General features: G+C 42.5%; 21 protein-coding genes. 11 read left to right on the plus strand and 10 right to left on the minus strand.

What is annotated here, in order from left to right; all coding sequences use genetic code 11:
* Window positions 1–99 precede the first annotated feature (99 nt).
* From JMX89_RS11190 to ispH, 3 genes are all read right to left on the minus strand, one after another.
* A complete protein-coding gene (locus tag JMX89_RS11190; protein WP_201551560.1) occupies window positions 100–915 on the minus strand; it encodes a thioesterase family protein in 816 nt (271 codons plus the stop codon).
* A gap of 204 nt (window positions 916–1,119) precedes the next feature.
* On the minus strand, window positions 1,120–1,365 hold the full coding sequence (locus JMX89_RS11195) for a hypothetical protein (protein WP_201551561.1): 246 nt from the start codon (window positions 1,363–1,365) through the stop codon (window positions 1,120–1,122).
* A gap of 42 nt (window positions 1,366–1,407) precedes the next feature.
* On the minus strand, window positions 1,408–2,364 hold the full coding sequence (gene ispH / locus JMX89_RS11200) for a 4-hydroxy-3-methylbut-2-enyl diphosphate reductase (RefSeq protein ID WP_201551563.1): 957 nt from the start codon (window positions 2,362–2,364) through the stop codon (window positions 1,408–1,410).
* Window positions 2,365–2,618: 254 nt separating this feature from the next.
* Here ispH and gmk point away from each other — a divergent pair, with 254 nt between their 5' ends.
* The 6 genes from gmk to JMX89_RS11230 all read left to right on the plus strand — a co-directional run bounded on the left by gmk (window position 2,619) and on the right by JMX89_RS11230 (window position 10,816).
* Complete coding sequence (gene gmk / locus JMX89_RS11205) at window positions 2,619–3,245, plus strand: guanylate kinase (RefSeq protein ID WP_201551565.1); 627 nt, start codon at window positions 2,619–2,621, stop codon at window positions 3,243–3,245.
* A gap of 173 nt (window positions 3,246–3,418) precedes the next feature.
* Window positions 3,419–3,679: a DNA-directed RNA polymerase subunit omega gene (gene rpoZ, locus JMX89_RS11210; protein ID WP_201551567.1), complete on the plus strand. Its 261-nt coding sequence runs from the start codon at window positions 3,419–3,421 to the stop codon at window positions 3,677–3,679.
* Window positions 3,680–4,077: 398 nt separating this feature from the next.
* Window positions 4,078–6,264, plus strand: coding sequence for a RelA/SpoT family protein (locus tag JMX89_RS11215; protein WP_201551569.1), 2,187 nt, complete (start codon window positions 4,078–4,080; stop codon window positions 6,262–6,264).
* Between the two features lie 296 nt (window positions 6,265–6,560).
* Window positions 6,561–6,941, plus strand: a complete 381-nt coding sequence (locus JMX89_RS11220; protein WP_201551571.1) for a RidA family protein — start codon at window positions 6,561–6,563, stop codon at window positions 6,939–6,941.
* Between the two features lie 135 nt (window positions 6,942–7,076).
* Window positions 7,077–9,374 carry a primosomal protein N' gene (locus JMX89_RS11225; RefSeq protein ID WP_201551573.1) on the plus strand — a complete coding sequence of 766 codons (2,298 nt, stop codon included), beginning with the start codon at window positions 7,077–7,079 and terminating at the stop codon, window positions 9,372–9,374.
* A gap of 251 nt (window positions 9,375–9,625) precedes the next feature.
* Window positions 9,626–10,816: a cation diffusion facilitator family transporter gene (locus JMX89_RS11230; RefSeq protein ID WP_227673083.1), complete on the plus strand. Its 1,191-nt coding sequence runs from the start codon at window positions 9,626–9,628 to the stop codon at window positions 10,814–10,816.
* An 83-nt stretch (window positions 10,817–10,899) separates the two neighbouring features.
* Here the strand turns inward: JMX89_RS11230 and JMX89_RS11235 are convergent, their stop codons facing one another.
* Window positions 10,900–11,196: a hypothetical protein gene (locus JMX89_RS11235; RefSeq protein WP_149492070.1), complete on the minus strand. Its 297-nt coding sequence runs from the start codon at window positions 11,194–11,196 to the stop codon at window positions 10,900–10,902.
* Between the two features lie 245 nt (window positions 11,197–11,441).
* Here JMX89_RS11235 and JMX89_RS11240 point away from each other — a divergent pair, with 245 nt between their 5' ends.
* Both JMX89_RS11240 and JMX89_RS11245 read left to right on the plus strand, forming a co-directional pair.
* The gene (locus JMX89_RS11240; RefSeq protein ID WP_133104705.1) at window positions 11,442–12,146 is read left to right on the plus strand and encodes a hypothetical protein; all 705 of its coding nucleotides are present in this window, start codon (window positions 11,442–11,444) and stop codon (window positions 12,144–12,146) included.
* Window positions 12,147–12,220: 74 nt separating this feature from the next.
* Complete coding sequence (locus JMX89_RS11245) at window positions 12,221–14,107, plus strand: monovalent cation:proton antiporter-2 (CPA2) family protein (protein ID WP_201531085.1); 1,887 nt, start codon at window positions 12,221–12,223, stop codon at window positions 14,105–14,107.
* A gap of 54 nt (window positions 14,108–14,161) precedes the next feature.
* On the opposite strand, the gene JMX89_RS11250 is transcribed toward JMX89_RS11245, so the two are convergent.
* Window positions 14,162–15,091, minus strand: a complete 930-nt coding sequence (locus JMX89_RS11250; RefSeq protein WP_133104707.1) for a DUF2628 domain-containing protein — start codon at window positions 15,089–15,091, stop codon at window positions 14,162–14,164.
* Between the two features lie 219 nt (window positions 15,092–15,310).
* Here JMX89_RS11250 and trmB point away from each other — a divergent pair, with 219 nt between their 5' ends.
* The 3 genes from trmB to JMX89_RS11265 all read left to right on the plus strand — a co-directional run bounded on the left by trmB (window position 15,311) and on the right by JMX89_RS11265 (window position 19,413).
* Window positions 15,311–16,171 (plus strand): tRNA (guanosine(46)-N7)-methyltransferase TrmB, encoded by an 861-nt coding sequence (gene trmB / locus JMX89_RS11255; protein WP_201551575.1) that lies wholly within the window; start codon window positions 15,311–15,313, stop codon window positions 16,169–16,171.
* Window positions 16,172–17,192: 1,021 nt separating this feature from the next.
* Window positions 17,193–18,251 carry a recombinase RecA gene (gene recA / locus JMX89_RS11260; RefSeq protein WP_201531091.1) on the plus strand — a complete coding sequence of 353 codons (1,059 nt, stop codon included), beginning with the start codon at window positions 17,193–17,195 and terminating at the stop codon, window positions 18,249–18,251.
* A 40-nt stretch (window positions 18,252–18,291) separates the two neighbouring features.
* Window positions 18,292–19,413: a regulatory protein RecX gene (locus JMX89_RS11265; RefSeq protein ID WP_201531092.1), complete on the plus strand. Its 1,122-nt coding sequence runs from the start codon at window positions 18,292–18,294 to the stop codon at window positions 19,411–19,413.
* A 118-nt stretch (window positions 19,414–19,531) separates the two neighbouring features.
* Here the strand turns inward: JMX89_RS11265 and JMX89_RS11270 are convergent, their stop codons facing one another.
* From JMX89_RS11270 to JMX89_RS11290, 5 genes are all read right to left on the minus strand, one after another.
* Window positions 19,532–20,248, minus strand: coding sequence for a YidB family protein (locus JMX89_RS11270; protein WP_201531094.1), 717 nt, complete (start codon window positions 20,246–20,248; stop codon window positions 19,532–19,534).
* A gap of 223 nt (window positions 20,249–20,471) precedes the next feature.
* Complete coding sequence (locus JMX89_RS11275) at window positions 20,472–20,930, minus strand: hypothetical protein (protein ID WP_201531095.1); 459 nt, start codon at window positions 20,928–20,930, stop codon at window positions 20,472–20,474.
* An 87-nt stretch (window positions 20,931–21,017) separates the two neighbouring features.
* Entirely contained in the window at window positions 21,018–21,299 is a 282-nt protein-coding gene (locus JMX89_RS11280; RefSeq protein WP_201531096.1) for a succinate dehydrogenase assembly factor 2, read from the minus strand.
* Window positions 21,300–21,406: 107 nt separating this feature from the next.
* Window positions 21,407–22,330: a dihydropteroate synthase gene (folP, locus tag JMX89_RS11285; protein ID WP_201531097.1), complete on the minus strand. Its 924-nt coding sequence runs from the start codon at window positions 22,328–22,330 to the stop codon at window positions 21,407–21,409.
* Between the two features lie 154 nt (window positions 22,331–22,484).
* A partial coding sequence (locus tag JMX89_RS11290) for an ATP-dependent metallopeptidase FtsH/Yme1/Tma family protein (RefSeq protein WP_201551577.1) occupies window positions 22,485–23,557 on the minus strand: 1,073 nt, incomplete at its 5' end.

Below are 23,557 nucleotides of genomic sequence, written 5' to 3' on the forward strand. Positions count from 1 at the left end.
GTTTTTCAGAATCACTCAAAATATTGTCTAACTCATCCAAATGCCTTTCATTCATAGGGCGATCTCAAACAATGACTACCTATTGGAGACATCTTTGCATTAGCGCGGCATGGGACGAATGGTCAGAATTTGCTCACTACGACCAAAAGGTCCTTGCGTATCATGTAATATCGCGCTGCTAATCCCTATGCCATCAGCACCGTACTGCTGCACTGCCTCAATGCCAAGCCAGCGACCTTGCGGTGCGCGGTGCATATGAATTTGCAAATCAGTATTGGGGAACATCCATTCTAATTTTGCCATCCCCAGTCCAAGCCTTGGTACAACCCCATTGGCAGTATCCGCCATGCCCAATAAATGCACCATGTCATGGGTAGGCATACCCTCTACCATGTCGATATCATTGGTCATCCACACCATACCTTTACCAGGACGGCGATTAGGTTCAGCTACCAAACGTACGCTTTCAATGAAACCGCCGGGCCAGCCTTTCATACCATCCCAAGCGGGTAACGCTTCAGGCTTATGTATGGATTTTTGATCTTCAAGCCCTGCAATGACACTGGTATCTTGAGTAATCAAGCGCCATGCACGTGCAATGATTGCATCGCGACCACGACTGCTCATCACCGCTTCGATAAGCTCAATGGTTCTGCCCGGACGAATACATCGCGTGGTGACAGTAAAATCATCGAGCGGTATCAGTCCTAAAATATCCAAGCTGATACGAGCAATACGCATATTCTCTTGTGGTACAAAACTTTGTAATTCAGCAGTGAGCAAGCCGGTTGCTGGCGCCATATGTTGCTCATGCTCATTCCAAGCGCCTTGTGCGTGCTTGGTTGGCTGATAATAAGCAACACTGCTACCATCTGCTTGCTGCTCACGTTTTATAAAGGTGTAATAAGCTGACATGAATGTCCTCGAATGCTTTTTAAAATATATGAATTATGTATAAAAGAGTTACGCTCAGAATAGCACTATGCTGGGATAAATTTCTCTCGCTTGCTGTGCGCTTCGCACTCCAGAGGCTTGGTAAAATTTATCCCAGCAGTACTGTGTTTTTTTTAAATTGAATCGACTATATATGAATTATGTATAAAAGTAGACTTTCTTTGTTTAGCGCCTAAGGGCTTGTTTTTGCACCGTCAGCAGCGTGCGGCTTTTGGCCATTATAAATAATAGAAAAACCATAACAGCAATAAGCGCGCCATATAACAGACTGTAGTCTCTCATAAACTGGGTTGCATTTAACATCAGCATCCCTATCAGGATGACAATCGTAAATGTATTGATCTTTAATTGCTTGTTGATCTCATCAAGACTGGCTTCTGCCAACACAAATCTTTTTTTCTGATTTTTCATTTTACGTCACCTATCTAACGCTATATATAAAGCTCTCTTATTTTACTTGCCAACTTGCGTCATTGGAATCCGTAAGGCTTTTGGCAAGCTAAAGGTAACATTCTCTTCAATACCCGACAGCTCGCTTGGCAAATCGCCACCCCACTCTTGCAGCTGCTGTAGCACCTCTTGAATCAATACTTCAGGCGCTGAAGCACCAGCAGTCACACCCACACTTTGTATACCATCAAACCAGCTTTTATTCATTTCAGTGGCATCATCAATCAAATAAGCGCGGCAATTCATCCGCTCTGCCAATTCCCGCAAACGATTAGAGTTTGATGAGTTGGGTGAGCCAACCACCAAAACCACCTCACAGCGACTGGCCAAATCTTTGACCGCATCCTGACGGTTTTGGGTGGCATAACAGATATCGTCTTTACGCGGACCTTGGATATGTGGGAATTTTTCTCTCAGCGCATCGATCACGCGAGCGGTATCATCCATCGATAAGGTCGTTTGGGTCACAAATGCCAAACGCTCAGCATCTTGTACGCTCAAAGCTTCGACATCGGTCTCGTTTTCGACCAGATGAATCTGTCCACCATGACGGTGGTTAAAGCGTCCCATAGTGCCTTCTACTTCAGGATGTCCCGCATGTCCAATCAATACCGCATCCATACCATCCTGCGCAAACTTAGCGACTTCGATATGCACTTTAGTGACCAAAGGACAAGTGGCATCAAACACCGTCAAATCACGGCGCTCTGCCTCATCTTCAACGGCTTTTGAAACCCCATGAGCGGAAAAGATAACAATAGAGCCGTCCGGTACTTCATGCAGCTCTTCGACAAAAACAGCGCCGCGGTTGGCAAGATCTGAGACCACGAATTTATTGTGTACCACTTCGTGACGGACATAAATGGGTGGCTCAAAACGTAACAGTGCTTCGTTGACAATCGCAATCGCGCGATCCACACCAGCACAAAATCCACGTGGATTGGCAAGATAAATTTGCATAAGAAGGCCTATCATTAGATAATTTATATAAAAGCCTAGGCTTAAAGCTTAAGCCACCGAAACTTTTATTCAAAAGTTGGGATAAAATCAATAGCCTACTTTAGCATAATTTGCTTTTAAAGCAGTTTATAATGAGGCAACGATTAATATTTTTACCACCATAGATGATGGTGTTTTTTCTTTTTACCAGCCTTTTATATTAATTCGAATACTTTTATTTATTTATCAAGACACAATTCACTAGGACACACTGTATGACAGGTTCATTATTTATTATCACCGCCGCCTCAGGTACGGGCAAGACCTCACTGGTAAAGCAACTACTTGCCACCACCAATGACTTGACTGTCAGTGTTTCACACACCACACGCACGCCGCGCCCAGGCGAGATTGACGGTCATCATTATCATTTTACTGATGTCGATAATTTTGTGACCGCTGTGGCTGAAAATAAGTTTTTAGAGCACGCTGAAGTGTTTGGCAATTACTACGGCACCTCAGAGCGAAGTGTGCGCACGCAGTTAGAAGCAGGCGTTGATGTTATCTTAGAGATTGATTGGCAAGGGGCGCTACAAGTCAAAAAAATATTTAACGATGCGACGATGGTTTTTATTTTACCACCGAGCCTCTCAACTTTACGCCAACGCCTATCGACGCGTGGGCAAGATACTGTGGAAGTGATAGAACAGCGTCTTGCCGGCGCAGTGAATGAAATGGCACAGTACGTCAATTCTGACTATGTCATTATCAACGACAGTTTTGAGGTCGCTTTGACTGAGCTAAAGGCCATTATCGTCGCCGACAGACAAACCCTTAGTCGTCAACAGCAGCGTTATCATCGCACCATTACCAACTTGCTAAATAATAAAGCAGAAGATTAAGTCACGCAGCTACTGTTATTCTCGGCTCATTCAGCAACTAGACATAAAAAGCAATTACGCGCACAGGCAAAAATGCTATAATGCCTAGCTATCACCCTTTATATTTTTGATATTATTTTTATTGAGTGGCGGGCAGGGTCCGTTACTAATAAAAACAACCGAGGTAGCTATTTATGGCACGAGTGACGATTGAAGATTGTTTGAATAATGTTGATAATCGCTTTGAGCTGGTTTTAGTCGCAAGCAAGCGCGCCCGTCAGTTGGCCAAAGGTATTGCTGAGCCGTTGGTTGACGTCGATAACGACAAGCCAACCGTATTGGCATTACGTGAAATTGCTGCGGGCAAAATCACCCGTGATATCCTAAACCAGCCAGAGCATAACTTTGCTACTAGCTCGATGGATTTAGCATTATCAGGCGATCACAGCTTTTAATAAAACGTCTCAATAAAGTCTATTATATAAAAAACCTAAAGCGCCTAGCGGTTTTACAAAATACATAGACAGATCGACTGACGACAGAGACCACAGCATAGGCTGTGGTTTTTTGGTTGTAATGATACTGCCTTTACTGTTTTAGTAACCTCTCAGCACTTAAAACATACCATTGAGTGAGAATTTCTTGATTTTTGCAGTACCTACTCCCTTAGCGGTTGACATTGAAGGCGATTTGCGATTAATTAGAGGGCGGTCTATCCGTTTTTCAGCTTTCTTTTTTTAATCTTTTTATAGCAGGTCAACATTTATTTACTCAGTCATTTTTCACCTTGATAGATTCTTTATCTTAATAAATAGTCAGGTAAGCCGGTAATGGAAAATAGGATCGTTACTTTATGAGTCAAACCTTACCCAAACTCAGTCATCCCTTAGTCGATGACGCTCAATACAATCTAATACGTTCAGTAGGTTATCTTACTGCCGCTGAGCGTCGTGATATTATTGATGCCTGTGAGTTCGGTGATATTGCGCATATCAAAGACAAGCGCAAATCAGGAGAGCCTTATATCACCCATCCGATTGCAGTCGCCGAGATATTGGCCGGCTTTCGCTTAGATCGAGATACCATCATTGCGGCAATTTTGCATGATACGGTTGAAGATACGGAAGTGAGCGATGAGCAGATTGAGATGCGTTATGGCAAGGTGGTTGCTAAATTGGTCGATGGGGTTACCAAATTAAAGTCGTCAACGCATAATAAACAAGAAAATAAAGCGGCGACCTTTCATAAAATCTTGACTGCTACCCTCGCCGACCCGCGGGTATTGATTATTAAGCTTGCTGACCGTTTACACAATATGTCGACGCTAGATGCCGTACGTCCTGAAAAACAACGCACTACGGCGCAAGAAACCTTGGACTTTTACGTCCCGTTTGCACGGCTCATGGGTCTGAATGACATTGCTGATTATATTGAAGTGCTTTGTTATCGCAACCTTGATTCTGAGATGTATAACAAGATCTCTGATAAACTGCTACAACATGGGCTGGGGCGTAATTTTCAGAGAGAAGCTATTCATCGCTACTTAAGTATTGTTCTAAACAATCTCGAGCTTGATGGCATGGTCAAAGTCTTAGACAATCGCGTGGTCATCTTTCGGCAATTTTTCCGTAATCGCGGCGAGATTAATGCACTGTTACGCCATTATGCGTTTGAGATTGTGCTTGATAATATCGAAGCTTGCGACAAGCTTGCTTATTATCTGATTAAAAAATATCAAATTGATGACACCCATATCGCAGATAATATTCGCAGACCTTTGCCTGGTGGTAATCAATCGCTTACCCTTATCTATGAGCGCGACAATGATTTTGTCAAAGTAACGATTTTGACCAAGCAGATGCAAAGTGCGGCAAGGCTTGGGGTCATTGGTGCAGAACATGCCTCTGATGTCAGTCAATCAGTCATTCAAGCGTCATTGCGCAATATGAAAGATTTGGTCGATGAAGACTGCTTAAACCAAGGCAACCCTGACTTTGCCACAGCGGTTTCTACCATTAACGAGCTAATGGACTATCTACATTCTAGCAAAATCATTTGTTATAGCCCGAAAGGTCGTGCTTATGAATTGCCGCAAGGGGCAACCGCGCTAGATTTTGCCTATGCCGTTGGTCCTATGATCGGCAATGTCGCGGTTGGGGCGAATATCGATAACAAACCTGCTAAGCTTGGCACTGTTGTTCAAAATGGACAATTGGTTGAAATTGAAGTAAATAGCCATTCTGAACCAAAAGCGGAATGGCTTGGATTTGTGGTGACCAATAAAGCCCGTGTAGAGATTTTGCGTTGGTTCAAAGACTTATCTGCCGCTGACAAGCAACACCATGGCAGGCAAGCATTAGATCGCGCCCTAAAGACTTATCAAAAAAGCTTGGATGACTTAACCGATAGTGACTGGAAAAACCTCACTGAATGGCGCGGACTGACCGAAAAATCGGCGTTATTTGAGCAAATAAGTTCTGGTACGCTATTACCGCAACTCGTGGTCACACGTTTGTTTAGCGATGAAGTCAGTGATATGCAATCGCAAGAACGTATTGATGATATGACCCAACCGCAGCAGCTTATCGTCAATGCCTCAGGCGTTGAGCTTGATTTTGCCAATTGTTGTCACCCTATTTATGGTGATCCTATCGTCGGACATTTATCTCGTCATGGTCTGGTCGTACATCGACATAAGTGCTTTTCATTAGACGATATTCGTAAAGACAATCCTTATCAAGTTATCCAACTGCGCTGGCGCAATGATAAAGCCATCAAGCAAAGTGATTCAGAAGATCATGGTAACAAAATTCGTTTTCCTGCTTACTTAAAATTGTCTGTAGCGCTGAGCGATGAGCAAATCAGTAAAGTGATTTATAATCTGAGGCAGTTAAATATAGGGGTTGAAAAGGTCGATGTGCGTAGCAGTGATACCATCATTCATATTGTGGTTCGCAGTCGCAATCACTTAGCGCAAGGTATTCGTGAACTACGCTCGTTACTTGGTTTCCCAAATATCATGCGCTTATATCAGCTATAAATACTTTTATAACTGTTAAACCTATGTTTTTTAAGGAATTACCGAAAACATATATAGTCAAGATACCTTAAAAACGCTACGGTACTGCTGGTACACATTTTTTGCAGCCTCTGTCTGCGTAGGCACAGCAAGCAAGAAAAATTGATACCAGCAGTACACAATGTGTCGATATTACTTTTCATTGACTATATCATTTCGAACTTCGTAAAACTTTCAATCGTGCTAAACGCTCCTAGTAATCTCTTAGCAAATCGCTTTAGCACATCAAACGCCCAAAAATATGATAAGGATATATTATGACCCGTCAAATCATCCAAACTGATAAAGCCCCTGCAGCCGTTGGCACTTATTCGCAAGCCGTAAAAGTGGGCAACACTGTCTATATTTCAGGTCAGTTAGGTTTTGATCCTAAAACCATGGAGCTAAAAGAAGGTTTTGATGCGCAAGCGAAGCAGGTATTTGAAAACATCAAAGCTGTCTGTGAAGCTGCTGGTGGCAGCTTAAATGACGTGGTTAAATTTAATGTATCGCTAACCGATTTAAATGATTTTGCAGCATTAAACGAAGTATTCATGGCCAATTTGACCGAACCTTATCCCGCCCGTGCAGCCGTCCAAGTAGCGGCATTGCCTAAAGGCGGCGTGGTCGAGATTGAGTCTATTCTATATATTGAATAAGTCTGATGGACAATTTGACGTAAATAATATTATTTTTCATTGAATCAAAATAAGCTTAGCTTCATGCTAAGCTTATTCGTCTCTACTTCTTTATTTTGATTTCCCATTAACCCAATCATATTGCGAAGCCTTTTTATGTTGGTACAAGTTGCTCTGCCCGTACCCCTTTATCGGGTGTTTGACTATAGCCTACCGGCAGATATGAGTGATTTGCCAAATAATAGCTCAACACAACTACCGCAAATTGGCAGTCGTGTTGAAGTATCATTTGGTCGTCAGACCTTAATCGGAATCGTAATCGCTCATATTGCTCAAGCGGATAGCAGCGTACCCATCAAGAAACTTAAACCCATTAATAAGTGCTTAGATGCTGAACCTATTTTAGATGACAGTATGCTAAAGCTTGCCTATTGGCTGGCGCGTTATTATCACTATCCCCTTGGGGATGTCTTATCTGTCATCTTGCCTACTTTGGTACGTCAAGGTAAACCGCTAGATTTGCTCATTACTCATTGGCGCATCTTGCCACATATCACTGATGATGACTTTCGCGCCAATGCAAAAAAGCAAAAGCAGCAGTTTGATATGCTAAAGCTCCATGGTCAGCACGGCGCTAGTGAAGATATTCTTCTCTTAGAAGGTATGCAGCGTGCTTTTTTAAAAGCACTTGAAGAAAAAGGACTTATTAAGCGCTATATTCAGCCGAAACAAGCACCTACTCCTGTTAGATTAGCAAAAATGCCACTTGATCTCAATGATGAGCAGCAGCTTGCCGTTGCAGCGATTGTTGCTGCGCATGAAGCCAAACGCTACACAGGCTTTTTATTAAATGGTATTACTGGTAGTGGCAAGACTGAGGTCTATCTACAAGCCATGCAGGCAGTATTAGAGGCTGGTAAGCAAGTGCTTATTTTAGTGCCTGAGATTGGACTAACGCCGCAGACGCGTGCGCGTTTTGCCAGTCGCTTTGCGGCGCATATTGTCTTGCTACATTCAGGGATGAATAATACCTATCGATTGCAAGGCTGGCAAGATTGTCGCACTGGTCATGCGCAAATCATTATCGGTACGCGCTCAGCAGTACTTTATCCGTTTGCAAATTTAGGCTTGATTGTCGTTGACGAGGCACACGACGGTTCTTATAAGCAGCAGGATACCTTACGTTATCATGCCGCTGATGTCGCACTATATCGCGGACTGCAAGCTAAAATACCAGTCGTCCTTGGTACGGCTACCCCTTCTCTTGAACATTTAAAATTGGTCGATGAAGGCAAGCTAATAGAATGCATATTATCGACGCGTCCTGGCAATGCGAAAATCGCGAAAATGCAGCTCATCGATGCACGCCTGCAAAGTACCCATCAGCAAACACAAGATGATGGCGCGCGCTATGATACCGGACTGACGGATGCGCTTATCGGCGCCATAAGGCAAACCCTAGAAGCTGGCGATCAAGTTTTGATATTTTTAAACCGCCGCGGCTATGCGCCAGTCTTATTGTGCGAGGCTTGTGGCTGGCAGGCAGATTGTCCACGTTGTGACGCGCATTTAACCGTTCATTATAATAATCAAGCCCAGCGGAGCAATTATTCGAGCAACTCTTATTTGAAATGCCACCATTGTGATTGGCAAGCCTATATTCCGACTGTATGCCCTGATTGCGGCAGCCAAAACCTAGATGCAAAAGGTATGGGCACGACAAGGCTCAGCGAAAATTTGCACGCTATCTTTGCTAATCCACAAACCAGTAAAGCACTTTACCCCATTATTCAAATTGATCGCGATACCACAAGGCGCAGAGACAGCTGGGAAAATATCTATCAGCGTATCAATGAAGGCAAACCTGCCATATTGGTCGGTACGCAAATGGTTGCCAAAGGTCACCATTTTCCCAATGTCACGCTTGTTTGCTTACCCAATGCTGATCGCGGCTTTTTGTCCGCAGACTTTCGCTCACCAGAGCATACCGCCCAATTGATGATTCAAGTGGCAGGGCGCGCAGGACGCGGTGATAAAGCAGGACGTGTCTTGATTCAAACGCTGCAACCGGACAATGAATTATTGTTGAAATTGGTTAAAGATGGTTATCTGTCCTTTGCGCGCCAGCTATTACAAGAGCGCAAGATGATGGGATTACCCCCTCATAGTCATGCTGCTTTGATACGCTGTGAAGGCAAAACCCTTGCTGCCACCACACAAGCACTCAAAGACGCCATTGCCAATTTACCAAATGGGCATAATCTGGCAGTTCTTGGTCCTATCGACGCGCCCATGAGTAAAAAGAATAGCCGCTATTATTCGCAACTGTTGCTACTGGCCAAAGATCGCCGACAATTACACCATGCATTGAGCCAGTGGTGGCAACCCGTACTTGCTTTGCCAAGCGCTAAGTACCTTAAGCTTACTTTAGATATTGATCCTGTGGGCTGGTAGCCTAAATACCATAAATTAGTGTCACCATTTGATATCAGAAAAAATTGATAATATATTTCTTTTATTTCAAATGAACATGCCGCTATTATTTTTACTTCGTTATCACAGCTTCTAATATTGGACTATGATAAGTTTATAACTATGGTAAATTCATAACAGTAACTTGATTGTTGTAATCCAAAATCTATCGCTACTCTGTACAGAGTAAATATTCATCATTAAACCCACTATCAGCAAAATTGAGTGTTGTTATGAATCCAAACCGTCCAAACCCTAAAAAAAGCGACCATGCTCATCAGAGTATATTGGCTGATACGCATCAACACATTGAGGAAGGTGAGGAAAGTGGTGGAAAAAGTAATGATACTTATAAGAATCAAGACAGTCACGATCATGATGAACATCTAGAGCACACAGTCGCCCCGCGAGATACCAAAGGCTATCAGCGCACGTTACTTATAAGCTTTTTGATTATCACAGGCTATATGTTCGTTGAGGCAATCGGTGGCTGGCTCACCGGCAGTTTAGCGCTATTGTCCGATGCCGGTCATATGTTAAGTGATGCGATAGCACTTGGCGCCACCTTAATGGCATTTAAAATTGGGGAAAAAGCAGCTACTCATCAAAAAACGTTCGGTTATAAACGCTTTGAGATTTTAGTTGCCTCTGTGAATGGGGCGACACTTGTCATTATTGCGCTAATGATTTTTTATGAGGCCATTAAACGCTTTAATTCACCACCTGAAATTGCGACCCAAGGCATGCTTATCGTCGCCACTATCGGTATGCTGATCAATATTTTGGTTGCATGGCTTATGCACCGAGGTAGCCGTAGTGGCGATACTCACGGTCATGATCATGGAGCCAATGAAGGCACAGCAACGGTCAAAACATCGGATGATAAAGAGCCGGTCAATCTCAATATGCAAAGTGCTTATTTACACGTATTAAGTGATTTAATGGGTTCAGTGGCTGCCATTATCGCCGCATTATTAATGATGAGTTTTGGCTGGGTATGGGCAGATGCGGTAGCGTCCGTAATTGTAGCGATACTTATTTTATTTAGTGGCTACCGTGTCGTACGGGATTCCGTACATATCTTAATGGAAGGGACGCCAGAAGGCATCTCTCTAGTTAATGTTGAGGAAAAACTCCTTGCTCATCCGCAGGTGCAAAAAGTGCATGACCTACACGTTTGGAGTATTACCAGTGGTTTAAACGCCTTATCTTGTCATGTGGTCGTCGATGGTGAAATGAGTATTCATGAGTCCAGTATATTGATTGGCAGTCTAGAACAAAGCCTGCTTGAGCTCGGCATCCATCACGCTACTATTCAGGTAGAAAGTGCGGCACACCCACAAACGAGTACCCATAGCGATGCCCTAGTCTGCAATATCTCAGAGCGACCAGCAGAGAATAACCATATCGGGCACAATCATTAAAATAGTTTGTCATTGAAAAAGTCTGGTTTAAAAAAAGCTGCCAGTCATCTAGACGTCATTAATTATTTAAATATCGTCAATTGTTAATGACGTCTAATGAAATCATAAAAACAACACAGTATAAGCCACAATAACCATACGGCAATGCTTATCCAAACACCCAATCCCACTCCTAGCAAAGTCATGCGAATCCAAAAATCCAAGTCACCATTCATGATATGAGGCAAATAAGCGGGTCCCATATTCGATGCCATTATTAGCCAAAGTCCAATTATAAGTGCCAATCCTGCACCTATAATTCTTAATATTATCTTTCCAATATTTTTTAATAAGCTAAGGCGATTAAGTATAGCAAGCTTATTTTCTAGAGTATTATTCATAAGTCTTCTCTTTCTATTTTTTCATTTAAGCCATATTTAATGCCCTATCTTGCGATTAATAGTAATCAAATATAGCAAAATGAAATATCTCCATACCGCATATACCAATATCACACTGACTTTTATCAATGTAATCACATGTTAAAAATGATGAGAAATTTAGCCTCACTGTCATATTTTTAATATAAATTCTGTATACTGAAAATTGAAACGCCACATTTGCCACCAATGGATGACCTTCTGCTATGTCTAGACGCTCAGCGCCATTCGTCGCCCCAAGTTATATCGATGACTCGATTTCAAAGGATGGCAAAAAACACGCCAAAGTTTTATTATCGACGCTGCAAGAAGACATTGCTCGCTTTCGAGGCGCACAGTTTCCACCTGATATCTTACGTCAAATTCGTGACATGCCTATCTATGAAGGTAACTTAGCAGAAGTCCAAGCCTATCAGCAACGTTGGCACAATTTGCTTGAACGCGCCATGGCGTTTTATCCTGCTGCCAATCTGCCGCCTGACTATTTGCCACTGCCTGCCAGCCTTGAGATACCGCAGTTTATATATCATGTGCAGCGCCTACATCTGACCAAAACCCATGCAAAAGAATCCAAGAGTTTCGGCTCGGTCGGGGCGCTTACGGATAAATGCGGCGATTATAGTGCTGATGACATTGCACGTATGATTGCTGCGTTTGATAAGGATGATGAGACGCGTTTGGTCGCGCACCGTGAGTTTATTGATTTGCGTGCTTATGTATTTTGCCGAGATAATAAGGGTGAGATGCTAGAGCCTGAACGGGTACGGTTTTATCGAACTGGACTTATTGTCCATGTCCTACCCGATTTTAAAATCGTAGACAGTCGACAGACACCGCGTAAGCGCCGTAACGATGCCTATAACAATCCGCTGGCAGATAATGGCATATGGAAGATTTATCGTAAAAAATAATCGTTATAAAATTGCTTTTTATTTCTAATACTGCTGTTGTACTGCCCATTTATCGTCATTGCTAAGGATTCCAGATGTTCGCTGCCGCCGCCAGCTCACCAAATTTGATGTTACAAGCGACAATTTTCTTGGGAGCAGCCCTGCTCTTTGTACCCCTTGGTAAACGTTTTGGTATTGCGACGGTTTTAGGTTATCTGATCACAGGATTGATATTAGGTCCAAGTGTACTGGACGTCGCAGGTGACGCTGAGAGCTTATTGCATTTCTCTGAGTTTGGCGTGGTGATGCTGCTGTTCATCATTGGGCTTGAGCTGCAGCCATCAAGGCTCTGGGCACTCAGGCGCTCAATATTCGTCCTTGGCGGTTTGCAAGTTGGTTTGACTGGTGTCTTATTGATGGGGCTGTTACATCAGATTTTTGGCTTGCAGCTCGATACTGCTTTTATCGTTGGCTTCGGGCTTGCGCTCTCATCTACCGCCTTTGTCCTACAAATTCTGACTGAAAAACAGCAGCTATCGAGCACTCATGGCCGTGAAGCCTTTACGATTTTATTATTCCAAGACATTGCGGTTATCCCTTTATTAGCGGTCATTCCTTTCTTATCAGGGGTGCGTGAACAAAGCTATGATTTGATTTATTTTGGTAAAGTTTTTGCGGTTTTTGCTGGACTTATTTTTGCCAGTCGCTACGTCGTTCGTCCATTTTTTAAATTTGTTGCCTCAAGTGGTGCGTCAGAATTACTAACGGCGGTCGCGCTATTTATCGTAATGGGTGTGTCAATTTTGATGGGTCAAATCGGGCTCTCAATGGCGTTGGGCGCATTTTTAACTGGTGTATTGTTGGCGGATTCTGAATACCGCCATGAGCTTGAAGCCAGTATCGAGCCTTTTAAAGGATTGTTATTAGGTCTGTTCTTTATGTCAGTCGGTATGTTGACCGATGTGAAATTGATATTAGCAAAACCCATTTTTATCATCGGCTGTGCGATGGCATTGATGTTTATCAAGTTCGGAGTGATTACAGCGATTGCAAAAATTTCAGGTAATCGCTGGCCAACCAGTATTCGACTGGGGGTTACACTGGCTCAAGGTGGTGAATTTGCTTTTGTCTTGTTCAGTGTTGCAAGTGCCCAAAACGTCTTACAACCTGAACTTGCCAATACGTTAAACCTGATCGTAACCATCTCTATGGCACTCACTCCTTTGGCATTCTTGTTATTAGAAAAAGTCGGCGAGCCATTATTTGCCAAAAGCAAACCAAGCCGCGAATACGACACGATTCCAGATCATGAGCATCAGGTGATTATTGCTGGCTTTGGGCGAGTCGGTCAGATTATCGGTCGTGTGCTACGTATGCACAATATTGAGTTTACCGCGATTGAGCGCTCGGCAAACCGCGTCGATTTTGTCCGTAAATTCGGTAACCAAGTCTATTATGGTGATCCAAAAAACCCTGAAATCCTACGTGCAGCAGGTATCAAAAAAGCACGTGTCTTTATCCTTGCCATCGATGATTTAGAGCGTTCTATCACCACCGCCCAATATTTACGTAAAAACTATCCAGATTTAATTATCTTAGCACGGGCACGTGACCGCCAGCATTACTACCGATTACGTGAGGTTGGGGTTCGTCATATCTGGCGTGAGACATATTTGTCCTCGCTAGATATGTCGCGTGAGTCGTTACAACTGCTTGGCATCTCACCAGAAAAAGCGCGTGAGACAGTGCAAACTTTCCGTGATTACGATGATGATCTGATTGAACGTCAACAAGCTATTTATGATGATGAGGCCAGTATGATTGAGTCGGCTCAATCATCGATGGCGGAGCTTGAAAGCTTATTTGATGAAGATATTGGCAAAGCCCGTAAGATGGACTTGAGCGATTTTTATGAAGCGCTAAAAAGCCAAGCCATATCAGTCGATGATGAAAATAATCATACGACTGAATCTAAGCATTAATTTTTTCAACTATAGAAATTGTTGTCAAAAATAATTCTCAGTCTTTGTAGCCACCTAATCAGGGCTACAATTTTCCGGCGCTTGTTTCTTATTCAATGAGCTGATGCATTCCCAATCATCACTGTTTGGCAGATGATAAAAGACCAGTGTTTGATCATTGAGATAACGTATAGGGAGTTTTACATTTTGAATGGTCGCAATCACTACACAATCAGTTTCTGCAACACCAGCTGCGCTACGATCGATCTCAATATGCACCTTCTCAGTACCGCTATCGATAGGCAGATCCAGCGGACATTGTCCTGTTTGCCGATACGCTAGCGCCACATGATTTTGCGTGGTTTTAACGGTATCATACGCATCAAACAGCACTTCGTTTTCTTTTGGTTTGGCGATAATGGGTAAAAACTGTACTTTGATTACCATTAATGTAAAAGCAAAAAATCCAAAACCCCACCCCAGCCCAAATAAGCTCACCCCGCCCTCTTGGCTTAGATGGGCTTTTTGCAAGCGCTCATCTTGTGGATAGTCATTAATCGCGTCGGCAATCTCACGCCGTGCCATCCGGTAATAGTAAGCATCCGTCCAGCGTGCCACCATAAACGACCAAAACAGCCAAATTAGCGCGGCAATACTAACGCGTATCGTCATCTGATAAGCATCAGTAATATAAGGCATTACTAAGAACTCAACCGCTACCAAAACTAGCGCGATATTAAGCTGAATAAACGACCATCCTGCCACGCTGTAGACGAGTGCATCCATATAACGCTTACGATAGAGTAACCATGGAAAGGTCACAAAAAATGCTGCCCAATGCCATTTTGGCGACAGATAGCCTTGTTCATCAAACTGCTCAAAGCGTTTTAGATAATAGCGTTGGCTACGATGTCCGATAAACCATTTATCCAGTTGTGTGCGTCTGGCAGGAGGCAATTTTTCTTGGTAAAAAGGGGGCGGCGAATCCGTCTCAATAAATAACATAGTGACAAGCCTTACAGGCGATTAAAAAGACATTTAACTTAACTGTTGAGATTATATGATAACGTTAATAGCATTGCATGGACCAGAGAAACACTAGATAAATAATGTACCTAAATTATAAAACGCGCTAACATTATTAAAAAAGTATTGTTCATTCACAGCCGTACAGATTTCACTTATAATGAGCGCACTACCCATTTATTAAGCCTTGTTAATCCTATGAGTCAACATCCTGATATCAATACTAACATCGACGCTGTCATCGACGCTATCCTTGGCGACAGTAGCCCTACCAATGGGCAAGCACCTCTCGATACCAATTCGGTCATTGGGAATGAGACCATCGGCGCAGCAGCCACGTCTGACGACAGCAAACATATTCGTATCGTCAATACCTTTATGAAACGACGCACCCATATGAATAAAAATGCCGAACTGGCATTGACGGCGCCTGAGTTTGCGCATTACTTGGTCAATAATAGCTTTGGTGACGGCAATCTTGAAGGCATTAACGATTTGCGTGCGCTATTTGCTGAATTGCCAAACGGCAGTGAGGCACCCTTGACCCTTGAGATTGGTTTTGGACTTGGAGATTCGTTCATTGAAATGGCAGCAGCCGAGCCAAGTCGTAATTTTGTTGGCATTGAAGTCCATGAGCCGGGTATCGGCAAATGCGCTTATATGGCTGGTACTCAAAATTTGAGTAATGTCAGAATCATCAATGGTGATGCCATTCAACTACTCAAACAGTTACCAGAAAACCATATCGATCGCATTCAGCTCTACTTTCCTGACCCATGGCAAAAAAAGCGCCATCATAAACGCCGCTTTGTTAGCCCTGAGCGTATGGCGATTGTCACCCGCAGCCTAAAGCAAGGTGGCTGGTTCCATACCGCCACTGACTGGGAACATTATGCCTTTTGGATGGTAGAAGTTTTGGATGGTTTTGCAGGCTTAAGCAATCAAGCAGGCGCAGGAAATTTCACTGACCGTCCTGACTTTCGTCCAATGACAAAGTTTGAGCGCCGCGGTCTAGCAAGCGGACATGGGGTTTGGGATTTAATCTATTTAAAAGACTAATCCCAAACGCATTACGTCGGCTTCCTTTAAAGCGGCTAAGATATTTATCAGTATCTTAGCCGCTTTTTTATATCTATCAGTCTTTAAACCTTTTACTCATAAGGGTTAAAGACTGATATAACTGACTATAAATATGTTTGATGAGTATCAACAGCTTTCAATTCGAAAAAAAATTATCAGCACAGATGTGAAACATAGGCATTGCCCATACTAAAATCCTGCTAAATTTAAACTTGTAAAATCAGAAATAGCCAAGTTTTGTAAATTAAATGATAACTCTTGTCTGCGCAATCATTGATACCGTAAGGGCTTGGTGAGTTCTCCCCATAAGCTGTGGATAACCCTGTGCATAAGTCGCTACTTGACAAGCATTTGCCTAGATAGCTTAAAGGCTTAGGTAAAATCGTTCATTTTTTGTACGATTTAAAAATTTATTAAAATCAATAGGTTAACGATAATTTAAAAGCAAAATAATTTATTTATAAAATTTTTAATATTAATTTTATCCTATGATATGTTTCACACTGGCTAAATAAAATTTATTTATTTATTGTGGATAACTTCCAAAACTATTGACAAATAGCATGCTCATCAGGTTCAAATATGAACAGCAATTTTTAGCATTATATACAAATATTTTTGTTTTCTCATACGACATCTATTGTCGCCTAGTATTCAGTTATGCTCAATATATACCTTGGATTTTGTTATAATTACCCTATCTAATAAACAATGATATAAAGTTAGAGGAAGACATAATCTGGTGATATAAGTTGCAAGCACTATGAGCCTCATTAAAATCTCTAAACTTTTTTTCGCTTTTATCAGCATCTAATTTTACTGTATAGTAGCGTGATGTATAACTAACATCGCGATCTACAAGACTCATCTCATTGCCTACTCTAAGCTTAGTTCAAAATGCTATCAGCGATAGTTTACATTGCCATTGATAGCATTGAACAAGCCGTTTTGATATTAATACAACTTATCCTTATAAATGATTGATAACAAGGAGTCCTACATGGACGACAATAAAGCCAAAGCACTTAAAGCTGCACTAGCTCAAATCGAAAAGCAGTTTGGTAAAAATACCATCATGCATTTGGGTGACAACTCAGCAACGCTTGATGTCGACGTGGTATCGACTGGTTCATTAGGTTTAGATATCGCACTCGGGATTGGCGGTTTGCCAAAAGGTCGTATCGTTGAAATTTATGGCCCTGAAAGCTCAGGTAAAACGACTATGACATTGCAGGCAATTGCAGCGTGCCAGAAACAGGGCGGCGTTTGTGCCTTTATCGATGCTGAGCATGCCTTAGACCCTGTATATGCTCGCAAGCTTGGTGTGAATACGGATGACTTGCTACTTTCACAGCCTGATAATGGTGAACAAGCACTTGAAATTACTGATATGTTAGTACGCTCAGGTGCAATCGATATGATCGTTATTGACTCAGTCGCAGCCTTGACGCCGCGGGCCGAAATTGAAGGCGAGATGGGCGATTCACACATGGGTCTGCAAGCCCGTTTGATGAGCCAAGCTTTACGTAAAATCACTGGTAACGCCAAACGTTCAAACTGTATGGTATTATTTATTAACCAGATTCGTATGAAAATCGGCGTGATGTTTGGTAGTCCTGAAACCACAACTGGTGGTAATGCACTTAAGTTCTATGCCTCGGTACGTATGGATATTCGCCGTATTGGCGCGGTCAAAAATGGTGATGAAATCATCGGTAACCAAACTCGCGTTAAAGTCATCAAAAACAAAATGGCACCGCCATTTCGCCAGGCCGAATTTGAGATTACTTACGGTGAAGGCACCAATCACTTAGCCGAAGTGATTGATTTGGGTGTTGAGATTGGTGCAGTTGGTAAAGCGGGCTCTTGGTACAGCTATGGCGATGAGAAAATCGGTCAAGGTAAAGCCAATTCTGTCCTGTTCTTAAAAGAGAATCCTGCTATTGCTGAAGAGATAGAAGCCAAAATCCGTGCTGAAAAACTTGGCGTAAAGGATGACAACAAAGCAGCGGTCGTGGCTGAGACTAACGAAGAACTAGCCTCTGAACCTGTACAATAACGGTATATTTTCAGACCGTTATCAGCAACTATGATGTCTTATGAAAATTAAAACGTTAGCTGAAATACTCGCTGAGTCGGATACCGATTCAGCGAGTTCTACGCATGAAAACAAGAAATCCATTGAACAACATTCATCTACTAGGTGCTCATATAAAGACAAGCCTAAAAGTACCAGTAAAACTGGCAAGCGCTCTCAGCATCTAAATACATATGATTTAGATGAGAAGTGCACAGTAGATAACCATACTAACTTTACAGCAGATTCGACTGGCGCCTCTTCCTCTTTAAAAATTTCATCCAAATCCAAAAAACGTAAAAAACACTTTCATCCAGCTGCTACTTTCTACGCTGAGCCTAACAGCGTACCTGCTTATCAGCCACCTGCTGCGCAAAGTATCAAAGAGATGCTGGCTGAAGTTAAACATGCGGTTCATGACAATAAAGAAGATAGTGTCTCTATTAATGAGACTGGCGTTGATACAGCTTTGATGAACTCAGAACCAGCATTTGAATCGGTAGCTGCTCATGATATTCAGGGAGGCGACCAAAACAGCCAAATCGACAACCTACCAGCTGCTCTAAAGGCATATTTGCGCACGCCTGAGCAGCGCCAAGCGGAAATGGATGCCATCAAAGCAGAAAGTCGCTTACGTTGGTTGGCGTTTTATTATTTGTCACGCCGCGAATACGGTAAGGCTGAGCTTAAGCAAAAATTGCTAGATAAAGAGCAAGAAGCGGCTAAAATTGATGCCCTACTCGATGAGTTCGAAGAAAAAGGCTATCAAAGTGATTACCGCACTACTCTAATGTTGATTCGTGAAAATATCAGAAAAGGACGCGGCAGAGGTCGTATCAAGCAAGAATTCCATCGTAAAAAGATGACGATGCCCGATAATATCGATGAACTTATCGATATGGCAAATGCAGAATCTGATGAGTTTAGTGAATTTATAGATGACAGCGCAGATAATTTGGTCGAAGGTATAGACTGGCTCAAACTGGCAGTCACAGCGCGTATCAAAAAATATGGTGATGATATACCCACTGAACAAAAAGACAAAGCAAGGCAGCTGCGCTTTTTACAGTATCGTGGCTTTAATAGTGATATTTGCTTTGCGGCATTAAACTATACGTTAGATACTTTAGATGAACGTTTTTAGCAATTTTTAATGCAACAATTTTAACCTTTGTCGTTCGCTATTATATTTTAAATATAAAAAAGCGCACCTAATCAGGTGCGCTTTTTTATCGTTTTAAATGCTATAAATAATAACCTAATTATTTTAGTGCCCCTAGACGACTTGATAGTTGACTAATAATTTGATCAATTTCTTCATTGGCTTCAGGTTCGTTATCTAAATTACCGTTTGGCGTCAATTGGTTCATGACTTCAGGTAATAGCTCAGCCAACCCTTGACGCACCTCTATCTCGTTAGCGCCTGTATGAGCAGCGACTTGCTGTATTTCACTATCATCGAACAATCGATTGATATCGTTAGGATCAAGATTGTCGTTAAGCTCATTAGTACTCAACCAAGAACGCGCTTGTTTTTCATAGCCCATACCGGTAATTTTCGAGAGAGCACCACTTAATCCACCATTGCGCTTTATCCAGCTCAGTATCATAGGCATAAGGGCAGCAATAAGCATACCTTTACCACCGAAGCCACCTCTCGTCGTTTGACCAACAAGTACACTACCTAGAATATCACCAAGTCCACCAGTACCTGAACTCATGCCACCGCGCTGTTTGCCACCTGTTAACCCGCCGATAATATCGTCTAACCCAAAACCATTGTCTGCTGAGCGGCGCTCGTACTGTTGTGGATTATAACCCGCTGACTGATTGCTACCGCCAAGCACACTCCCCAATATATCACCAAGACCGCCGGTACGACGCGGATTGATACGTTGATTAACTGGATTACGCTGTGCGTCCTTTGGATCCATGGCACTACGTGCTACTTGACTCACTAAATTCCCTAGCAAACTCATAACTTTATCCTTTTTATTATAATAAAATTCGTCGATACAGGTTTTGGTATAGCAAAGTAACGACTGCTACCATCACCTACTATTTAAACCGACCTATAAATATAAATTCCAATATAGCAAATCTATTTGCCTCTCTAGATAGGCATTTTGTTATGAGATGTAGTAGATAATTTAGTACGGTAAGATAAGGCAGGTAAGCATCTACAATTAAAACTAAGTTCAATTAAACGGTTTTGTTTGCAATCATATTTGACAAGATAGTCAACTCGCGCCATTGCTCAGGGCTAACCTGATCACGGAATATAGCCACAGAAAATCGGCGTTGATAAGACTCTACGATATTAAAATCAAAACAGATAACCCAATGAGAATGACTGACCGTATCGAGCTTTGCTTGCCACAAGGCATCCCCACGACTCGTACGTATTAATAACTGCCAATCTTGATAAACACTTTTATCAAGTGGCGGCTGGCTTAGATGCAATAGTATGGGTCGTGATAATGCTAAATAGCCAATGACTGCAGCGCTGATGAGGAGTATAACGACATATTGCCATAAAGCTAATGAAGCAAGCGCCGCCAATACCATGACGATACTGGATAATGCCATATAAAATAGCAGATATAAGTAGCTTATAGGTTTAATAGCAGTATCGATACGTAGCGAGGTTAATGCTGTCATAGTGAGCTACCAAAGAATATTTCTGATTAATAGAAAAGACTCAATACTACTTTAACAATCAAAAAATAAAACTAACCGTTTAAACAATTAACTCAGACTTTTACTGTGACGCCACGTTTTAATCTTATTAACCAACTCCCATATCGCCTCATCTTCTGGTCGGTTTTGATTGGTAAAATAATCTAATAAATCAGGGTCTTCATGAGTCAGCATTTGCGCAAAGCTTTCTTGTTCGGCAGCTTCTGCCGTTAAATAAAGCTCTTTAATATAGGGTTCAAAATAAAAATCCAACTCTTTGAGACCACGGCGGGCTTGATAAATAATACGGCGTTGCTCATTGGTGGGCTCTGGCTGGTTATTAATGGTCATAAAAGTATTCTCATCCGTTTAAAAGGGCTTTAAATAAATATTAAAGTGCCAAAACTCTATTATTCGCAATTGTTATCATCGATAAATCTATTTTTGATCATAATCACTTAATTGCAGCCATCTAGTGATAGCGATTGGTGTTTATCATATGCAGATAGCTGACTCCATAACGCTATGGCTTGCTGCATCATAGCGACATTATGAGTACGAATGATACTTGCCCCCTGCTGCAATGCAAAAAGACCTGCAGCAGTACCCACGTTATCACGCTCAAGCGGTTGGGTGGTAGCAAGCGCTTCTAGACCTGTTTTGGTCAGCACTTCTGCTAAAAATCGCTTGCGTGAAATACCAAACATCATTGGCATTTTGAGTGTTTGTAAGCGCTTAAGCTCACTCAATAATGCACAGTGATGCTGATAGTTTTTAGCAAAGCCAAAACCGGGGTCAATAATAATATTTTCGCGCATGACGCCAATGCTTGTTACTTCATCAATACGCACCTCTAGCTCTGTCATTACTTCCCTAACCACATCATCATACTCTGCCAGATTATTCATCGTAGTTGGCTCACCGCGCATATGCATTAGCATAACAGGAATGTTAAGCTTAGCTGCCATCACCGCAGCGCCCTCACGCTTGAGTGCCCGTACATCATTCCAAATATCCGCGCCTGCTTCAAACGCTGCGTGCATAACCTCAGGACTACTGGTATCAATGGATAGCCATATGTCATTGCCTAGCTGCTGCCTAATCGCTGTCACGACTGGGACCACACGCTGTAGCTCATCAGAAGTCGCCACCACTTCAGCATTTGGACGGGTAGACTCGCCGCCAATATCGATGATGGTAGCACCTGCATCGATCATCTCTTTACCTCGTGCTACTGCCTTATCAACTGCATTAAACTGCCCACCATCTGAGAACGAATCTGGCGTGACATTTAAGATGCCCATGATATGAGGCTGTGATAAATCTAAAACCTTATCACGACTGGTCACAGTATAAGCAGTTAAAGGTTGGAATAGTGACATAACTTATCCATGATAATTTGAATTCGTAAAATTGATTTTAGCTCTAACTTATAATGCTTATGATACCAGTAAATCTGATGTCATTCTAAATTGGTAATAAAGAAAAAGCCCTTTGTCAAAAGGGCTTTTTTTATTCAAAACTTAAGAGTAACTTTTACATCGCTGGTAATGGCGGAGGGGTCATTCCGGTTGTTTTCACATCATTTTTTGATAAGTTCACTTCATGATGCTGATAGACTCTTGGTGGACGAGGTTGTTCGCCCGCTAAGATATCTTGCAGCTGATCGCGGTCAATGGTTTCCCATTTCATCAAGGCATCAACCATAGCATGCATCTTTTCTTGATTGCCTTCAATCAATTCACGAGCGATATCATATTGCTCCTCTAGCATACGGCGTACTTCTTCATCAACCTTTTGCTGAGTGGCTTCTGAAATCGTACGACCACCGCCACCGAAGTAACCTTGTGAGCTGTCATCATCTTCATAGACCATGATACCAAGCGCGTCAGACATGCCGTATTTGGTTACCATTGCTCGTGCCATTTTGGTCGCACGTTCAAAGTCATTTGAGGCACCCGTCGACATCTGATCGATAAATACTTCTTCAGCGATACGACCACCAAATAAAATCGCAATATCACTCAGCATTTTTGATTTATACATACTGGTTTGGTCGTGCTCAGGCAACTGCCACGTAACACCAAGCGCAAATCCACGCGGCATAATAGTGACTTTATGCACAGGATCGGTACCCGGTAGCAGCTCGGCGACTAGCGCATGACCTGCTTCATGATAAGCAGTAGCACGGCGCTCTTCTTCACGTATGACCATTGATTTACGCTCAGGACCCATATACAGCTTGTCTTTCGCATCTTCGAAGTCATTCATATCAACGCTGCGCTTGTTACGACGCGCAGCAAACAAAGCTGCTTCGTTGACAAGATTCGCCAACTGCGCGCCACTGAATCCTGGCGTACCACGGGCTAAAGCATGAGCGTCAACACCAATAGTATTAGGCAGCTTCTTCAAATGCACTTTAAGAATTTGCTCACGACCTTTGATATCTGGCAGCCCTACTTGCACCTGACGGTCAAAACGACCCGGACGCAATAGTGCTTTATCAAGAACATCTGCACGGTTAGTAGCAGCAATGACGATAACACCTTCGTTGCCTTCAAATCCATCCATCTCAACCAATAATTGGTTCAATGTCTGCTCACGCTCAT

The sequence above is a fragment of the Psychrobacter sp. DD43 genome, from assembly GCF_904846555.1.
Classification (GTDB): Bacteria; Pseudomonadota; Gammaproteobacteria; order Pseudomonadales; family Moraxellaceae; genus Psychrobacter; species Psychrobacter cryohalolentis.